Source organism: Flavobacterium sp. AC267 (genome assembly GCF_979258715.1).
In genome coordinates this window covers 4,449,362-4,465,758 of sequence record NZ_OZ409875.1, presented here as the reverse complement: position 1 = coordinate 4,465,758, position 16,397 = coordinate 4,449,362, and the positions used below count along the sequence as shown (strand labels likewise).

At 33.5% G+C, this 16,397-nt stretch carries 13 protein-coding genes and 2 pseudogenes; 9 read left to right on the top strand and 6 right to left on the bottom strand.

Translation table 11 applies throughout. The annotated features are described in order from the left end of the window. Positions 1-76 precede the first annotated feature (76 nt). The 4 genes from ACZZ95_RS23615 to ACZZ95_RS23600 all read right to left on the bottom strand — a co-directional run bounded on the left by ACZZ95_RS23615 (position 77) and on the right by ACZZ95_RS23600 (position 5,013). A complete protein-coding gene (locus ACZZ95_RS23615; protein ID WP_463470945.1) occupies positions 77-1,864 on the bottom strand; it encodes an amidohydrolase in 1,788 nt (595 codons plus the stop codon). Positions 1,865-2,074: 210 nt separating this feature from the next. Next, positions 2,075-2,764: a hydrolase gene (locus ACZZ95_RS23610; protein ID WP_463470944.1), complete on the bottom strand. Its 690-nt coding sequence runs from the start codon at positions 2,762-2,764 to the stop codon at positions 2,075-2,077. 231 nt (positions 2,765-2,995) lie between these two features. After that, positions 2,996-3,310 carry a hypothetical protein gene (locus tag ACZZ95_RS23605; protein WP_463470943.1) on the bottom strand — a complete coding sequence of 105 codons (315 nt, stop codon included), beginning with the start codon at positions 3,308-3,310 and terminating at the stop codon, positions 2,996-2,998. A gap of 671 nt (positions 3,311-3,981) precedes the next feature. Continuing rightward, the gene (locus ACZZ95_RS23600; protein WP_463470942.1) at positions 3,982-5,013 is read right to left on the bottom strand and encodes a helix-turn-helix domain-containing protein; all 1,032 of its coding nucleotides are present in this window, start codon (positions 5,011-5,013) and stop codon (positions 3,982-3,984) included. A 107-nt stretch (positions 5,014-5,120) separates the two neighbouring features. Here ACZZ95_RS23600 and ACZZ95_RS23595 point away from each other — a divergent pair, with 107 nt between their 5' ends. The 5 genes and pseudogenes from ACZZ95_RS23595 to ACZZ95_RS23575 all read left to right on the top strand — a co-directional run bounded on the left by ACZZ95_RS23595 (position 5,121) and on the right by ACZZ95_RS23575 (position 10,289). Beyond that, the gene (locus ACZZ95_RS23595) at positions 5,121-6,578 is read left to right on the top strand and encodes a TonB-dependent receptor plug domain-containing protein (RefSeq protein ID WP_463470941.1); all 1,458 of its coding nucleotides are present in this window, start codon (positions 5,121-5,123) and stop codon (positions 6,576-6,578) included. Positions 6,579-6,609: 31 nt separating this feature from the next. After that, the gene (locus ACZZ95_RS23590) at positions 6,610-7,515 is read left to right on the top strand and encodes a TonB-dependent receptor domain-containing protein (RefSeq protein ID WP_463470940.1); all 906 of its coding nucleotides are present in this window, start codon (positions 6,610-6,612) and stop codon (positions 7,513-7,515) included. Positions 7,516-7,656: 141 nt separating this feature from the next. Next, positions 7,657-7,884, top strand: a pseudogene (locus tag ACZZ95_RS23585) (DUF4374 domain-containing protein); the annotation flags it as partial. Positions 7,885-7,944: 60 nt separating this feature from the next. Beyond that, positions 7,945-8,778 carry a DUF4374 domain-containing protein gene (locus tag ACZZ95_RS23580; protein WP_463470939.1) on the top strand — a complete coding sequence of 278 codons (834 nt, stop codon included), beginning with the start codon at positions 7,945-7,947 and terminating at the stop codon, positions 8,776-8,778. Positions 8,779-8,855: 77 nt separating this feature from the next. Continuing rightward, entirely contained in the window at positions 8,856-10,289 is a 1,434-nt protein-coding gene (locus ACZZ95_RS23575; protein WP_463470938.1) for a PepSY-associated TM helix domain-containing protein, read from the top strand. A 120-nt stretch (positions 10,290-10,409) separates the two neighbouring features. On the opposite strand, the gene ACZZ95_RS23570 is transcribed toward ACZZ95_RS23575, so the two are convergent. Both ACZZ95_RS23570 and ACZZ95_RS23565 read right to left on the bottom strand, forming a co-directional pair. Beyond that, the gene (locus tag ACZZ95_RS23570) at positions 10,410-10,904 is read right to left on the bottom strand and encodes an alpha/beta hydrolase (protein ID WP_463470937.1); all 495 of its coding nucleotides are present in this window, start codon (positions 10,902-10,904) and stop codon (positions 10,410-10,412) included. Further along, complete coding sequence (locus tag ACZZ95_RS23565) at positions 10,882-11,349, bottom strand: alpha/beta hydrolase (protein WP_463470936.1); 468 nt, start codon at positions 11,347-11,349, stop codon at positions 10,882-10,884. The genes ACZZ95_RS23570 and ACZZ95_RS23565 overlap by 23 nt, the downstream gene beginning before the upstream one ends. A 407-nt stretch (positions 11,350-11,756) precedes the next feature. On the opposite strand from ACZZ95_RS23565, the gene ACZZ95_RS23560 reads away from it, so the two are divergent. The 4 genes and pseudogenes from ACZZ95_RS23560 (at position 11,757) to uxaC (ending at position 16,388) form a co-directional block, all read left to right on the top strand. Then, the gene (locus ACZZ95_RS23560; protein ID WP_463470935.1) at positions 11,757-13,226 is read left to right on the top strand and encodes an MFS transporter; all 1,470 of its coding nucleotides are present in this window, start codon (positions 11,757-11,759) and stop codon (positions 13,224-13,226) included. A gap of 97 nt (positions 13,227-13,323) precedes the next feature. Then, positions 13,324-14,163, top strand: coding sequence for a 5-dehydro-4-deoxy-D-glucuronate isomerase (gene kduI, locus ACZZ95_RS23555; protein ID WP_463470934.1), 840 nt, complete (start codon positions 13,324-13,326; stop codon positions 14,161-14,163). 4 nt (positions 14,164-14,167) lie between these two features. Next, positions 14,168-14,960 (top strand): annotated as a pseudogene (locus ACZZ95_RS23550) (gluconate 5-dehydrogenase). 24 nt (positions 14,961-14,984) lie between these two features. Continuing rightward, positions 14,985-16,388: a glucuronate isomerase gene (uxaC, locus tag ACZZ95_RS23545; protein ID WP_463470933.1), complete on the top strand. Its 1,404-nt coding sequence runs from the start codon at positions 14,985-14,987 to the stop codon at positions 16,386-16,388. Positions 16,389-16,397: the final 9 nt, after the last annotated feature.

The following is a 16,397-nucleotide window of genomic DNA, read 5'->3' as shown; positions in this document are numbered from 1 at the left end:
ACTTTGAATAACACAAATTTAGAATTTAAATTGTGCATTCAAAGCCCTATAAATTATTATCTTTTTTTAATTTGATTTAGTTTTTTTGATAACCGCCAAAGTAATTTACAGGACTCCAATCCGGAATTGCTTTTGGTTTTTCGTTTGCAAATGTTCTAAAGTCATTATCGGCATAAACTACTTTTCCATTTACAACTGTCAGTTTCGATTCGATAGTGAGAATATTTTCCTCAGAAGTATTGAAGTAATCATCAGAAAGAATCGCAAAGTCGGCTAATTTATTTGCTGTCAGCATTCCTCTGTCTTTTTCAATGTTAATCAATTGTGCACTTCCGTAAGTAAATAATTTTAACGCTGTTGATCGGTCTACAATATTTTCGTCATTCATATATTTTAAACCCCCCAAAGTTTTTCCAGTTGTCAGCCAATACAAACCAACCCACGGATTGTAACTTGCGACTCGGGTTCCGTCAGTTCCCATTCCAACTTTAATTCCTAATTCTAATATTTTCTTTAGCGGAACAGTGTTTGCGGCAGCAGTTTTTCCATATCTTTTAATAAAGCTTTCACCTTGATACGCCATTCTATGCTGAATTGCTAATCCGCCGTTTAAGGCTTTTATACGTTTTAAGTTTTCTACAGAAACCGTTTCTCCGTGATCAAAGAACCATAAAAGTCCGTTTAAAGGCGTTTCTTTGTTGATGTCTTCAATAACATTTAAAAACCGTGTAATGCTTTCATTATATGTCGCATGAATTCTAAACGGCCATCTATTTTTCACCAATAAAGATAAAACTTCCTTCAATTGTCCTTCCATCGCTGGGCTCAATTCTGGTCGCGGTTTATCGAAGTTTTCAAAATCTCCCGCGCTCATTACTAAATTTTCTCCTGCGCCCTGAACATGATATTCAACTTTATCTGAATGATGATCGTCGTCGCGACCTTCACCAATTTCAACCGTCTGCATCCATTTGGTGTAATCATTCAATTCTGTTCCAGCTTTTTGGGCAAACAAATAATAAGGCATTCTAACAGTTAAATCGCTGTCTTTGCATAAACCATTTGTCACGCCGTAATCGTCTGGGAAGTTTTGAAATCCGTCGCCGGCATCCATGATCGCAGTTACACCAAGACGGTTCATTTCTGTCATAAATTGTTTGGTCGAATTGAATTTTTCTTCTTCAGATAATTCAGGAAGTTTAGCAAGAGTAGAGTATAAAATAAAAGCATTTGGTTCTGCTACTAGTAATCCTGTTGGGTTTCCATTTGCATCTTTTTCGATCAATCCCGCATTTGGATTCGGCGTATTGGCATCGATTTTTAAAGTTTCCAAACCCGCTTTATTCAAATAAGCGTGTCCGTATAAGTGAAGAATAAAAGCAGGAACATCGCCGGTTGCTTCATTGATTTCAGCTAAAGTAGGAAGTCTTTTTTCTTCAAATTGATAAGCATTCCATCCGCCTACGACTCGAACCCATTGTCGTTTTGGAGTTCGTTGTGCTTGTTCTTTCAGCATTGCTAAAGCTCTTTTTAAAGAACGAACGCCATCCCATCTTAATTCGGTGTTGTAAAATCTTCCACCGCGGATAATGTGCATATGAGAATCGAATATTCCGGGAATAATTACTTTTCCTTTAGCATCGATTACAGTTGTTTTTTTGTCTTTTAATTTTAAGATTTCGCTGTTTTTTCCTGTTTTTAGGATTTTCCCATCGGCTACAGCCATAGCTTCAACAATTGTATTTTTATCGTCTAAAGTATGAATTAAAGCATGATGAACGATTAATGTGGCTCTTTTGCCTTGAGCGAAAACAGGCAGGGAAATAATTAAAAGTAATGCGAGTATTTTAGAAGTAAGTTTCATGGCTGTGGTATATTTAGTTTGGCTTTTTTTTAATTAAAAATTAAATAAGAAATTAAAAATTGAGAATTAAAAATTAAAATTTCCTGAATCTGCTAAATCTGCGTGAAAATAAAAAACAAAGAAATTGGTTTTTTAAACTTCAAAAAACGGTTAGCCAGAACTATAAGCAAAATTTTTAATTTTTAATTCTCAATTTTTAATTCAAAAAATTTAGTGTTTCAACATTTCGTGAGCATATTGAACACCTACACCATAAGCACCGCCGTATTTTTTAACTAAGTCGGTTACGGGAACATAAGTTTCCTGACGCGCCCAGTCACGTTGTAGTTCTAATAAATATTGTAATGAAGTTATTGGATGTGCACCAGCCTGAACCATACGAGTTACAGCCATTTCATGAGCTTCTTTAGAAATATCACCGCTTGCATCTGTAATTACATAAACATCGTAACCTTCATTGATTGCAGATAAAGCTGGCCCAACGATACAAACGCTTGTCCATAAACCGCCAAAAACTAATTTCTTTTTACCAGTCGCAATAATTGCTTTGCGAGCGGGAGCATCTTCCCAAGTATTCATTGTAGTACGGTCAATATAGTTGGAAGTTTTTTGCGGGTAGAATTCTTCAATTTCTCTAAATACAGGTCCGCTAAATGATTTCTCGGCAACTGTTGTAACGATAGTTGGAACTTTAAATATTTTTGATGCGCCGGCTACAAGAGCGGTGTTGTTTCTTAGTTGATCGATTGGAATATTGCTTACTGCAAATGCCATTTGGCTTTCGTAATCAATTAGTACCAAAGTATGATTTGATGGGTCTAATAATGCTGGACTTGGTTTTTGTGCAAATCCGATAAGTGTTACTAAGACTAAAACTGTTGTAAGGATTAATTTTTTCATGATAATTTTGATTTTGTTGTGAATAATTGGGTTTTTAAATATTTTTAGAATTTGATTTTCAGTTTATTACATCCAAAATAAATGCCTTGTTTGTAAAGTGTTGATTTTAATGGGTTTTTCAAAAAAAGGCAATAGAAAGCCTCACGATATATCGTAAATTTTAATTTGATATTCGTAAAATGAATTGTTTCTAAGCTTTAGTGAAATTTTAAAAGAGAAAAATATTTGTACCTAAATTTTTCCTTTTAAGTGTAAACGGTGAAGAATTTCGGATTTTAGCAATCCGCTTCCGCCGCCAAAGTGTTCGATAACTTCTACTTCTGGCTGTTGTTTTAAACAAAAAGAAGTAAACTCTTTTTCAACGTGATCTTCGATTCCGGAACTCAAAAGAACAACATCGATTTTGTGATTTTGAAAATAGTCTTGAGCTTCTTTTTCGTTGTTAAAAGAAACGGCATTCCAGTCTTCGTATGCATTTACAAGACGAAGTAATATGGCCAATATCGCTTCGTTTTTTCCGAGTAATAAGAATTCAAGTGTTTTCATCTTTTTTAGTTTCTAAGATTCTGAGCCGCTTTTCTATTTTTTGTAGAAACATCAGTTTTACAGAACTTGTGATTTACTATGCAAATTTATTAGTTTCATTTTCTATTCGACTTAATCTAGAATAAGAAAGAAAAGGTTCTGAGATTCTAAGGTTCTGAGATTCTAAGATTTTTATTTTTCCTTTTTTATTTTTTTGAGACCCTTAACCTCGTTGCAAATATAGGTCAGGGATCAAAAAACAGGTCTTAATCTAGGATAAGAAATGATTTTTTAAGTGTGTTTTTTACACTTTAAAAGAAAAAACTGACTATTATTTACACAAATTAATGTTAAAGTTGAAAATTCAATTCGTTGATTTGTAGTATTATAAGTTTTTATTATGACCTTGAGAGTGTTATTTTTTTACGCTTATGAGGAAAGCCGTAAGGTATTTTCTTTTGCAGATTCTAATTTTGAGGTGTAGAAATTTGAAAACGGCGGCACTCTTTACCTTTTTAGATGTCACTTTGAATTTTTACAGAAAACTGTTTTTGGAGAAACGTTTTTACAATGAAATTGACATATTCATTTGATCGTGGGTTTTGTATATAAGTTTGCAGTATACAATTAATGTCTAATTTTTTAAGGGTTTTAAGATTACGTCGACGGACATAATTTTAAGACCCTTTTTTTTACCAAAAAAGTGAAAAACCAATTAACCAAAACTGAATAATGTCGGTATTGATTTTAAATTTTTGAGGAGAAAATCCGTAATAACTTTTAAACGTCGCTGAAAAATGAGAAACATCTTTATACCCGCATTTATATGCCGCTTCACTTACAGTTGCTTTTTTATTTTGAAATAATTCCTTCGCATGTTCCATTCTAAGTTTAATGATATAGCTTCTAACAGTTGTTCCAAAACAAGCTTTAAAACCTTTTTTTAGTTTAAATTCATTTAAAGAAATAAGTCGTGAAAGTTCCGGAAGAGTAGGAGTGTTTCTATAGTCGTTGTCTAATATTTTTTTTGCTTCTAGTAATTTGTTATAATCTTCTTCGTCAATTTTTTCTGTGGATGAAGGTTTAGCGAAAATATCTTCAAGCTGGTGAATCAGCAGTTCTTTAATTTTACTTTCGATATAAATTCTTTTTAAAGCGCCTTTTCTGGTACAACTTTTTATTTCATGCGTGACCCATTGTATGGCAGGTGTAAAAGGTAGATATTTTAAAGTTAAATAACTCGATTGTTTGTTCAGAATATTCTTTGAAAATTTTTCATGAAGCCGCCAATCTTCATTTATAATATTGTAATAAAACTCTTTAGACAGAATAATCGATAAATAATTGGATTGTGTAAAGGCGGGAATTGTAAAAGTGGCTTTAAAATTATTGGTATAAAAAATATTGTGTGTATTTTCTTTAGAATATCTCTCGCTTTCTAATTGATCAATGTGTGTTTCTACATTACTGCTGTAAATAAAATTCATTACCACAGATTCTTCATCAATTTCAAAAATGACCGTTTTAGCGCTCGAATAATACATTTGAGTATCTATTAAAACCAAGCCTTCGGTGATTAAATGGCGACTTGTAATTTTTTCAGAATCTTTGTTTTCTATGTTGATATTCTCTTCTGTAAGTATACTTTTTGGGTAATATTTATCTCCAATCTGAATTTTAATTATTGGCGTTTCTGGCGTTAAAAGAGTGGCTTTGATTTTCAAAATTTAATCCGTTTTTACAAAATAATAATCCGTTTTTCCCTAACTTTTTTGAAGCAGTTGAGAGTACTTTTGCGCCAAAGTTATTTATAATTAGTCTAATTAAAGATATGTCAACTCAAAAATTTTTATTTGCCAGTTTATTTTTATGCATTACGTTCTTATCGTTTTCCCAGCAAAATCAAGGGGTTTCGGTGTCTGGACAAGTTGTGGAAAATTCTGGACAAACAGTTCCTTATGCAACCATTATTATCGAAAAAACAAATCAAAGTGTAATTTCCGATGAAGATGGGAACTACATTTTTAAAAATATTACTCCAGGAAAATACACATTAAAGATTTCAGCAATTGGTTTTGCAGTACAAAAAAAACAGATTGAAGTTGCCGGAAGTAATCTAAATATTCCGGTTAAGTTAGAAAACGAATTACAAGAGTTAGAAAGTGTAACCGTATTGGGAAGAACTCAAACTGATAAAGTAAATAAACAAGCTTATAACGTAACAGCAGTTGATGCAAAAAAACTGCATAATTCCACTTTAGATCTGGCACATGCCTTAGATAGGGTATCCGGGGTACGTTTTCGTGAAGCTGGAGGTGTAGGATCGCGATCAGAATTATCGATTAATGGATTTTCTGGGAACCAAATTAAAATTTTTATTGACGGTGTACCAATGGATAATTTTGGGTCGTCTTTTCAAATCAATAATATTCCAATTAACCTGGCTGATCGTGTAGAGGTTTATAAAGGTGTTGTGCCTATTTGGCTTGGCGGAGATGCTTTGGGAGGAGCTGTTAATATCGTAACAAATAGCAAACCTCGAACATATGTGGATGCTTCTTATTCCTTTGGATCATTTAACACGTTTAAAACAGCCATAAACGCAGGCTATACTTCAAAAAGTGGTTTTACCACAGAGATAAATGCATTTCAAAATTATTCTGATAATAATTATTGGGTAAATGTTGAAACTAATGATTTGGAAACCGGTAAATATTATCCAGAAACACGAGTACGAAGATTTCATGATAATTACCATAATGAAACAGTAATTTTTAATATTGGAATTACGGGTAAAAAATATGCCGATAAATTAATGATTGGTTTTACAGCCGGACAAAATAAGGCCGATATTCAAACTGGAGCCAGAATGGTAGCAGTATTTGGCGAAAGATATAGACGAGGAAATACTTTGATGCCTACTTTAAAATATCAAGTAAAAGATTTGTTTACAAAAGGGTTGAATGTAGATGTAACTGGAAATTTTAATTTTGGTTATGAGCAAACTGTAGATACCGTAAATAGACGATACAATTGGTTTGGGCAATATACACAAAATGCAGGTCCAGGTGGAGAAGCTGGTAGATCCCTGTATAAATTTAAAAACAATAATGGAATAGCCACTTTCAATGCGAACTATGCTATTGGGGAACGTCATTCGTTATTAATAAACAATACATTTAACACATTTGACCGCAAAGGAAGTGATGAACTTTATCCTGAGTCTGTAACTTACCAGCAACCTGAAAAGCCGCAAAAGAATATTTTCGCAAACTGGTTACAAATTTGATTACAATCAAAAATGGAGCACCTCATTATTTGTGAAAAATTATACTTTAAAGACTACTCTAACAAGAAGTTATAATCCTTCTGGAAACTGGGGAGATGTTGCCTATATGGAGTTAAATGATAAGTCATCTTCTTTGGGTTACGGAGGGGCAAGCGACTACTATTTAAAGCAAAATGTACAGCTTAAGGCTTCTTATGAAAAAACCTATAGATTACCTACATCGAATGAAATTTTTGGTGATCCCAATGATAATTTACAAGGAAATAATAATTTAAAACCAGAATCAAGTAACAATATTAATTTAGGTTTTAGTTATCAAACTAGTTTTAGTGACGTTAATGCGTTAACATTTGATGTAAATGGTATCTATCGTGATGTCGCTGATTTTATTCGTACTGAATTTAATAATAATCAGAACAAAACTGTAACTGTTAATCAAGGAAGTGTTAGAACAAAAGGTATCGATGGAGAGATTCGATACTCTTACAAAAAGCGATTTACATCTGGTATTAATATGACTTACCAAGATATACGCAATATGACCAAATATGAACCAGAGCAAAATTATGTTTCCTATTACTATAAAGACAGGGTACCCAATATCCCTTATTTGTTTAGTAATCTAGATGCAACAGTTTTTTTTAACGATGTATTTAAAAAAGGAAATAATTTATCTGTAGGCTATAATCTTCTTTATGTACATGCCTATTATTTGTACTGGCCAAGTAGAGGGGGTACGAGTGGTAAGCACGATATTCCTACACAGCTTAAGCATGATTTAAACTTGGTTTACACTATGGCTAATGGAAAATACAACGTCGCCTTAGAATGTCAAAACTTACTTGATAATGAACTTGTGGATAATTTTTCACTTCAAAAACCTAGTCGTGCTTTTTATCTAAAATTTAGATACTTCTTTAACAAGTCGAATAAATAATTTTAATATAAATTTTAATACTTATGAAAACAATTACCAAATTACCTTTACTGTTAGCGAGCATTTGCTTTCACTTTTGCTTCATGTGAGAGTAACGATGAGCAAAATGAAGGAGCTAGTGGAGAAACAGGAAAATCAAAATATATAGTTACCGTTTCTACAGGAGCAACAGGAGTCGCGGATTATTTATTAACTGCCGATGACGTTTCAAAAGGATCAATTACCACAGCAGGAAATGGGTTAGAACAAGACGGTACTTATCGTTATTATTTATCAACGCAAAATAAATTTTTTAGTTTCCTATACGGTCAAGGAAATCCAGGAGCTGTTACTACATATGGTTTGACTACGAATGGAGTTTTAACTAAGACTTCAAATTTCCAAGCTGAGACAGTCCAAGTTTTTGCGCCAGTTAACAAAGATATTTTAATGGTAAAAGTACCTAGAAGCGGTGCTTCAATTTCTTATATGTATAAAGTTGATGCAGAACAATCTGTACTTACAGGAACAGTACAACAAGATACCAGACTTTTAATTGGAAATAAAAATCCAGATTTAGCAGAAAGGGCGCATTTTACTTGGGCAACTCAAGTAGGAGATAAAGTATTTATGCCTTACATGAAAATTAATGGTATTGCTCCAGATACTTTTGGAACAAGACATGCTGATAGTACTTGGGTAGCTGTATATAGTTATCCAGATTTAAAATTAGAAAAAGTAATTAAAGATAATCGTACAAGTTACTTAGGAGCTTATTTTACTAATGGATTGTTTCAGGATGAAAAAGGAGATGCCTACGGATTTTCTGGAGCTATTGGAACAGCTAATGGTGTAGTTACTTCTACAAAACCTTCGGCTGTAGTTAAAATTGCTAAAGGAACCACAGAATTTGACAAATCTTACTTCTTTAATGTTCAGGAAAAATCAGGAGGTTACAAAATTTCTTCAACAAGTTACATCTCAAATGGTAAATTCCTATTATTAATGTACGGAAACCCTGGAACTAATGCAGGAGCTGTTAAGTTAGCTGTTGCTGATGTATACAACCAAACTTTTAAATGGGTTACTGGTATGCCTTCTGTATTGTCAAATGCTACTACTCGTTATAATATTACAACAGAAGATGGAAATTCAGCTGTTCTTGGTGTAAATACTCCTGATGGAAACTGGATTTACTCTATCAACGGTACAACTGCTGTTGCTACACAAGGTATGAAAGTTGAAGGCGGACAAATTACTGCAATCCAGAAATTAAAATACTAATATTTTTTTTGCCGTAAGTCCTTATTTTTTATGAGGACTTGCGGTTTTTTTATTTATCCTATTTATCTATCCAATTTATGTTTTCGTCGAAACCAAAACCTAATAACAAGAAAAAAAGTAAAAAATCGCTCTTTAAACGTGTGATGGCTTGGTCGCATTTGTGGCTGGGTTTAGCATCAGGAATTATCGTAGTGATTGTGAGTCTTACGGGTCGCATTTATGTTTTCGAAAATGAAATTAAAGATTTTATCGAAGACTGGCGCTTTGTTGAACCTCAGGAAAAAGCATTTTTGATGCCGTCTCAATTGATTACAATTGCAGATAAAAAAATGAAAGACAAGAAAGCAACAAGTGTAACTTTTGGAGAAAAAGATGAAGCCGCAATCGTAGGTTATTTTGTGGAGAAAAAAGAAGAAGGTGGAAGAGGCAGAGGCGAAAAAACAGAAAATAATGGAGAGCGTAAAAGAGGCAGTAAAGGAAAAGATATTGCCAAAAATGAAAACCAAAGAGGGAAATCTGAGTTAAAAACTCAAGGAAATGAAAAGGGTAAAGGAAAAGGAAAGGGCGAAAAAGGCAAAGGCAAAGGAGGAAGAAGAAGCGGTACTTTTATAAGTGTTTACATGAATCCTTATACAGGAGAAATTCTTAATGTAAAAACTTTTTCAAGAGGAGACTCGCCGGATTTTTTCAGATGGATTTTAAACGGTCATCGGGCTTTATGGCTTCCATACGATATTGGGCGCCCAATTGTAGGTGTTGCCGTTTTAATTTTTGTTTTCCTGCTGATTTCTGGTATTGTTTTGTGGTGGCCTACAAAATGGATTAAGTCAATTATTGACAAAAGTTTTAAAATAAAATGGGACGCGAGTTTTAAACGCGTCAATTACGATTTGCATAATGTATTTGGATTTTACAGTTGTATTTTTCTGTTTTTTATTGCTGTAACTGGTTTAGTATGGAGTTTTGGCTGGTGGAGTAAATCTTTGTACTGGGTAACTTCAGGCGGGAAACCATTGACAGAAAACCGTGAATCTCCAAAATCGGATACCACTAATATTAAGGCATTTAATATTACAACAGCCGATAAAGTATTATTGAATATTAGAAAAGGAAATCCTCAGGCGGCCGGAATCATGATTAGTATTCCTGGTAAACCTGCAGATCCAATTGGTGCTTTTGTATACAAACAAAAACATACATTTTATAATATGGATCGTTATAGTTTCGATCAGCAGACTTTGAAAGAGATTTCGATTAAAACACCTTTTTCAGGAAAGTATATTGAAGCAAACATTCCAGACAAAATCCGAAGAATGAATTATGATATTCACGTAGGAAGTGTGCTGGGTTTAACGGGAAAATTTATTGCATTTTTTGCTAGTTTAATTTCTGCCAGTTTACCTATTACAGGATTTATTATCTGGTGGGGAAAGCAAAAATTTGGTAAAAAGAAAGCACCTGCTTCGCAAAACCAAAAGCGGCAAGTAAAGCAATTCCCGCTCCTAAATTGAAAAATAACGCAAGACAAGAAGTTACAGCTTAAAATAAAAAAATGGTTTTTTAAATTCCTTTTTGTTTTTTTTTTTTTTGATCAAAAGGCAAAACTTGAAAAAGTTTTGCCTTTCTTATTTTTAGTTATAACCATTAGCTTTTAGCCATTCTACACAATCTCTTGTCCAAAATTTACTGGTATCATTTACGCCTAATCCAAAACCGTGTCCGCCTTTTTCATATAAATGTAACTCCGCTGTAACTCCGTTATTTTTAAGTGCCAGATAATAATTGATACTGTTTTCTGGAATTACAACAGTGTCATCTGTAGCATGAATTAAGAATGTCGGCGGTGTTTTAGAAGTAACTTTCTTTTCGTTAGAATAAAAATCAATCAAATCTTGTGATGGATTGTTTCCAAGTAAATTTGTCTGCGATCCTTTATGGGTGATTTTATTTTCCATTGAAACTACAGGATAAATTAAAAGAGAAAAATCAGGGCGTGCACTAACTTTAAATGCCGATTCATAAACCTTATCGTCATAATGTGTAGACAAAGTCGATGCCAAATGTCCTCCTGCAGAAAATCCTAAAATTCCAATCTTGTTAGGATCAATGTTCAATTTCTGTCGCATTTTGCCTTACATAACGAACAGCTTCCTGCGCGTCTTGTAATGGTCCGACATTTTTATTTTTCATAATTAAATCGTTCGGAAGACGATATTTTAATACAAAAGTCGCAATTCCTAAACTATTAAACCATTCGGCTACTTTTGTTCCTTCTTTGTCAAAAGCCAAATGCATATAACCGCCACCTGGACAAATGATTACCGCAGTTTGATTGGGTTTTGCATTTTTCGGAATAAAGATGCTTAAAGTTGGTACAGTAACCTGAGTCGTACTTTGTAATTTTCCATCCGTAATACTTTCTTTTTCTTTATAATCTGCTGATTTGATTTCATCTGGAATTTTATTCCATAACGGAATTACTTGATTTTGAGCACTACTTGTAAATACTCCAGAAAATAAAAGAAAACTTAAAGTAAATCCTCTTAATAATGTTTTTTTTGTATTTTTCAATTTTGTGTATAATTATTTGATTATTAATTGTTTATTTAATTTTGCTTGCAGAAAATGCAACCGTTTGTTTCTAAAAGTAAAAATAGACTAAAAAAGTTTTTGAAGACATAGAATTAAAGACAATTTACCCCATAAAAAGGATAAATTTTACCTATTAGCTTTTAACAAATATATTGTTTAATGTGTAATTTTGTATTCTTTTTTTTATATAATATGTTTATTTAAATAGTCAAAATAATTTTTTATACAATTTATTTGGATTGTAGAGATTAAAAACTATATTTGTGCAATCGATTACATTATTTCTTTTTTGAATTGTTAAAATGTTGATTTTAACAATTTTAAATAGAAGCAGATTGAATACATTAAGATTACCAAAAATTTCAAAACTATAATACCAACTTACTATGAATCAAACCGAAACTGTTGCCGTAAATCAAGGAGTCAAATCTACAGGGAAATACCGTTGGAGTATTTGTGCCTTATTGTTTTTTGCAACAACAATTAATTATCTGGACAGACAAGTACTTTCGTTAACATGGAGTGATTTTATTGCACCGGAATTTCATTGGACAAATAACGATTACGGAAATATTACAGCTTTATTTTCTATCTTTTATGCGGTTTCTTTATTGTTCGCGGGAAGATTTGTAGATTGGTTAGATACTAAAAAAGGGTTTCTTTGGGCAATTGGTATTTGGTCAATAGGAGCTTGTCTTCATGCATTTTGCGGCATTGCAACTTCTGGAATTATTACAGGAGAATGGTTCGTAGGATTTCATGGTTCAAAGGAAATAATCAGTACGATCAGCGATACTGCATTGGTGATCAATGTGAGTGTTGCTCTTTTTATATTTGCTCGTTTTGTTTTGGCAGTTGGAGAGGCAGGAAACTTTCCTGCGGCGATTAAAACTACAGCTGAATATTTTCCTAAAAAAGACAGAGCATTTGCAACCAGTATTTTTAATGCAGGAGCGACAGTTGGAGCTTTAGCGGCGCCAATTACAATTCCGTTTATTGCAAAATCTTTTGGATGGGAAATGTCTTTCATTATCATTGGAGCTTTAGGATTTATTTGGATGGGATTTTGGATGTTCATGTACGATAAACCAGAAAGACATGCAAAGGTAACTTCAGATGAATTAGCATACATTCAACAAGATGATATCGCCGATAGTAAATTGGTGGGTTATGTTCCAGAAACATCTACTAAAGTGTCTCTCGCAGACTGCTTTAAATACAAACAAACTTGGGCTTTTGCTTTTGGTAAATTTATGACAGATGGTGTTTGGTGGTTTTTCTTATTCTGGACTCCAGCTTATTTAAGTTCTGTTTACGGAATGGATTCTACAGAAGCGACTCTGCCGTTGTTTGTGCTTTATATGATTACATTATTGTCAATTATTGGAGGATGGCTTCCAACTTACTTTGTTGAGAAAAAAGGAATGAATCCATACGAAGGAAGAATGAGAGCAATGCTGATTTTTGCATTTTTTCCATTATTAGCTTTAATCGCGCGACCTTTGGGATACATCAGTTACTGGATTCCAGTTATCATTATCGGAATTGCTGGAGCGACGCACCAATCTTGGTCAGCAAATATTTTTACAACTGTAGGAGATATGTTTCCTAAAAAAGCAATTGCAACCATTACAGGAATTGGAGGTTTAGCAGGAGGAATTGGCTCGACTTTAATCAATAAAGGGTCAGGAGTTTTGTTTGATTATGCAAAAGAAACAAATATGGCTTTTATGGGATTTAAAGGAATTGAGTCAGGATATTTTATCATTTTTTCCATCTGTGCCGTTTGTTATCTAACGGGATGGATTGTAATGAAAACTTTGGTTCCAAAATACAGACCGATCACAAATTTATAATGGATAATTTTTCTAAATAGAATATTTTTTCATTTGAATTATGGTTTTTCAATATAAAAAATTAATTTTGTGCAATCGATTACATTAAATAAAAATTATGACAAAATATAGTTCAAGATACGCGTCAAGCCCAGAAGCTGTTAAAAAATATGATACACAACAATTGAGAGAAGAATTCTTGATTGATGACCTAATGCAGGAAGATGAAGTAGTATTGGTTTATTCTCACTACGACAGGTATATTGCAGGATCTGCAGTTCCGGTAAAAGGTGATTTAGCTTTAGAAACAATTGATCCGCTTAAAGCGCCATATTTTTTAGAAAGAAGAGAAATCGGAATTATCAATGTTGGAGGAAGTGGTTCTGTTGTGGTTGAAGGAACAATTTATGAACTAGGTTTTAAAGATGCTTTATACATCGGAAGCGGTAATAAAGAAGTAATTTTTAAAAGTGCTGACAGCGCTAATCCAGCTAAATTTTACATCAACTCTGCACCAGCTCATACTTCTTACCCAACAGTAAAAGTAAGCTTAGCAGAAGCAAATAAATTAGAATTGGGTACAATGGAAACGGCAAATCACCGTACAGTAAACCAAATGATTATTGGAAGTGTTGTTACAACCTGCCAATTGCAAATGGGTATGACGGAGTCGCGACCAGGAAGTGTTTGGAACACCATGCCGGCACACGTGCACGATCGTAGAATGGAAGTTTATTTTTATTTGGATATTCCAGAAAACCAAGCAGTTTGTCACTTTATGGGACAGCCGCAGGAAACAAGACATATCTGGATGAACAATCATCAGGCAGTTATTTCTCCGCCTTGGTCAATTCACTCAGGTTCAGGAACTAGTAACTATACTTTTATCTGGGGAATGGCTGGTGAAAATTTAGATTATGGAGATATGGATGTTTGTAAAATCACAGATTTAAGATAAGAAAATGACAAACTTATTTGACATACAAGGAAAAGTTGCCCTTATTACAGGAAGTACTCACGGACTGGGAATGGCAATGGCAAAAGGATTAGGGGAAGCTGGAGCTACAATTGTGGTGAATGGAAATTCTTCACAGCAAAAAATTGACGATGCTGTAGCGACGCTAAAAGAAGAAGGAATCAATGCAGTAGGTTACAAATTTAATGTAACAGATGAGCAGGAAGTTAAAACAGCTGTTGCAAAAATTGAAAGTGAAGTAGGGCCAATTGATATCTTGATCAACAATGCTGGAATTATTAAAAGAATTCCGCTTTTGGATATGGAAGTTGCAGATTTTAGAGAAGTAGTTGATATTGATTTAGTAAGTCCGTTTATTGTTTCTAAGCATGTTGCAAAGGGAATGATTGAGAGAAGACAAGGAAAAATAATCAACATTTGCTCTATGATGAGCGAATTAGGCCGTAGTACAGTTTCTGCTTATGCTTAGCGCAAAAGGCGGTTTAAAAATGCTGACTAAAAATATGGCGACAGAATGGGCAAAATACAATGTTCAGATCAACGGAATTGGTCCTGGATATTTTGCTACAGAACAAACAAAACCTATTAGAGTTGACGGACATCCGTTTAACGATTTTATCATCAGCAGAACTCCTGCGACAAAATGGGGAGATCCAAGCGATTTAGCCGGAGCGGCAATATTTTTATCTTCCAAAGCGAGTGATTTTGTAAACGGTCACATTTTATATGTTGACGGTGGTATCCTTGCTACAATTGGAAAACCTTCAAACGAAGAATAATTCTCAAATTATATTTTAAAAGACATGAGCGCAAATACATTCATACATGACAATTTTTTATTAGAAAATAAATACGCTGAAGAGTTATACCACAATTACTCTAAAAATCAGCCAATTATTGATTACCATAATCACCTTAATCCGCAGTTTATTGCTGAAGATAAGATTTTTGATAATATAACAAATGTATGGATCAACGGCGATCACTACAAATGGCGTGCAATGCGTACATTAGGGATTAACGAGCAGTTTGTAACTGGAAATGGTTCAGATAAAGATAAGTTCTTAAACTGGGCAAAAACAGTTCCGTACACGATGCGTAATCCGTTGTACCACTGGACACATTTAGAATTAGCTCGTTATTTTGATATTTATGATTTGCTGAATGAAAAATCAGCGGAGAAAATTTATATCGAAACGTCTGAAAAAATAAATTCTCAAGCTTACAGCACACAGAATCTTCTTAAAAAAGTAAATGCTGAATTAGTTTGTACTACAGAAGATCCAATTGACAGTTTAGAGTTTCATCAAAAATTCGCGAACAATTCAGTTGGAATCAAAATGAGTACGGCTTTCAGACCTGATAAAGCCATCTTAATTTCTAGCGATGGTTATAATGCATATCTGGACACATTAGGGGATGTGTCCGGAGTTGCAATTAACACTTATGCTGACTTGCAAACGGCATTAAGAAAAAGAATTGAATATTTTAATGCAAACGGATGTAAATTAAGTGATCACGGTTTAGACCAGATTTATTTTGAAGAATTTACAGAATCTGAGGTAAATGCAATCTTCAAAAAGAAAAGAGAAAATAGAATATTGTCGCCAGAAGAAGCTTTAAAATTCCAAAGTGCTGTTTTATTATTCTTAACAGAAACGTATCATGAATTTGGATGGGTACAGCAGTTTCACTTAGGGGCATTGCGTAACAATAATGCTCGTATGCACAGAATTTTAGGTCCTGATACGGGATGGGATTCTATTGGAGATTACCCGCAGGCTCAAAAATTATCAAACTTTTTGAATGCTTTAGACAGTAAAGATAAATTGACAAAAACGATTATCTACAATCTAAATCCAGCTGATAACGAAGTTATGGCAACTATGATTGGAAATTTCAATGACGGAAGTGTTCGTGGAAAAGTTCAATTTGGTTCAGGATGGTGGTTTTTAGATCAAAAAGATGGAATGACAAAGCAGTTAAATGCGCTTTCGAATATGGGATTAATCAGCTGTTTTGTTGGAATGCTGACAGATTCAAGAAGTTTCTTATCGTTCCCAAGACACGAATATTTCAGACGTATTTTATGTAATCTTTTAGGAGATGAAATCAAACGCGGTGAACTTCCAAATGATATGGAATGGATCGGAAAATTAGTTGCTGATATTTCATATAACAATGCAAAAGAATATTTCAAATTTTAATTAAAAAGT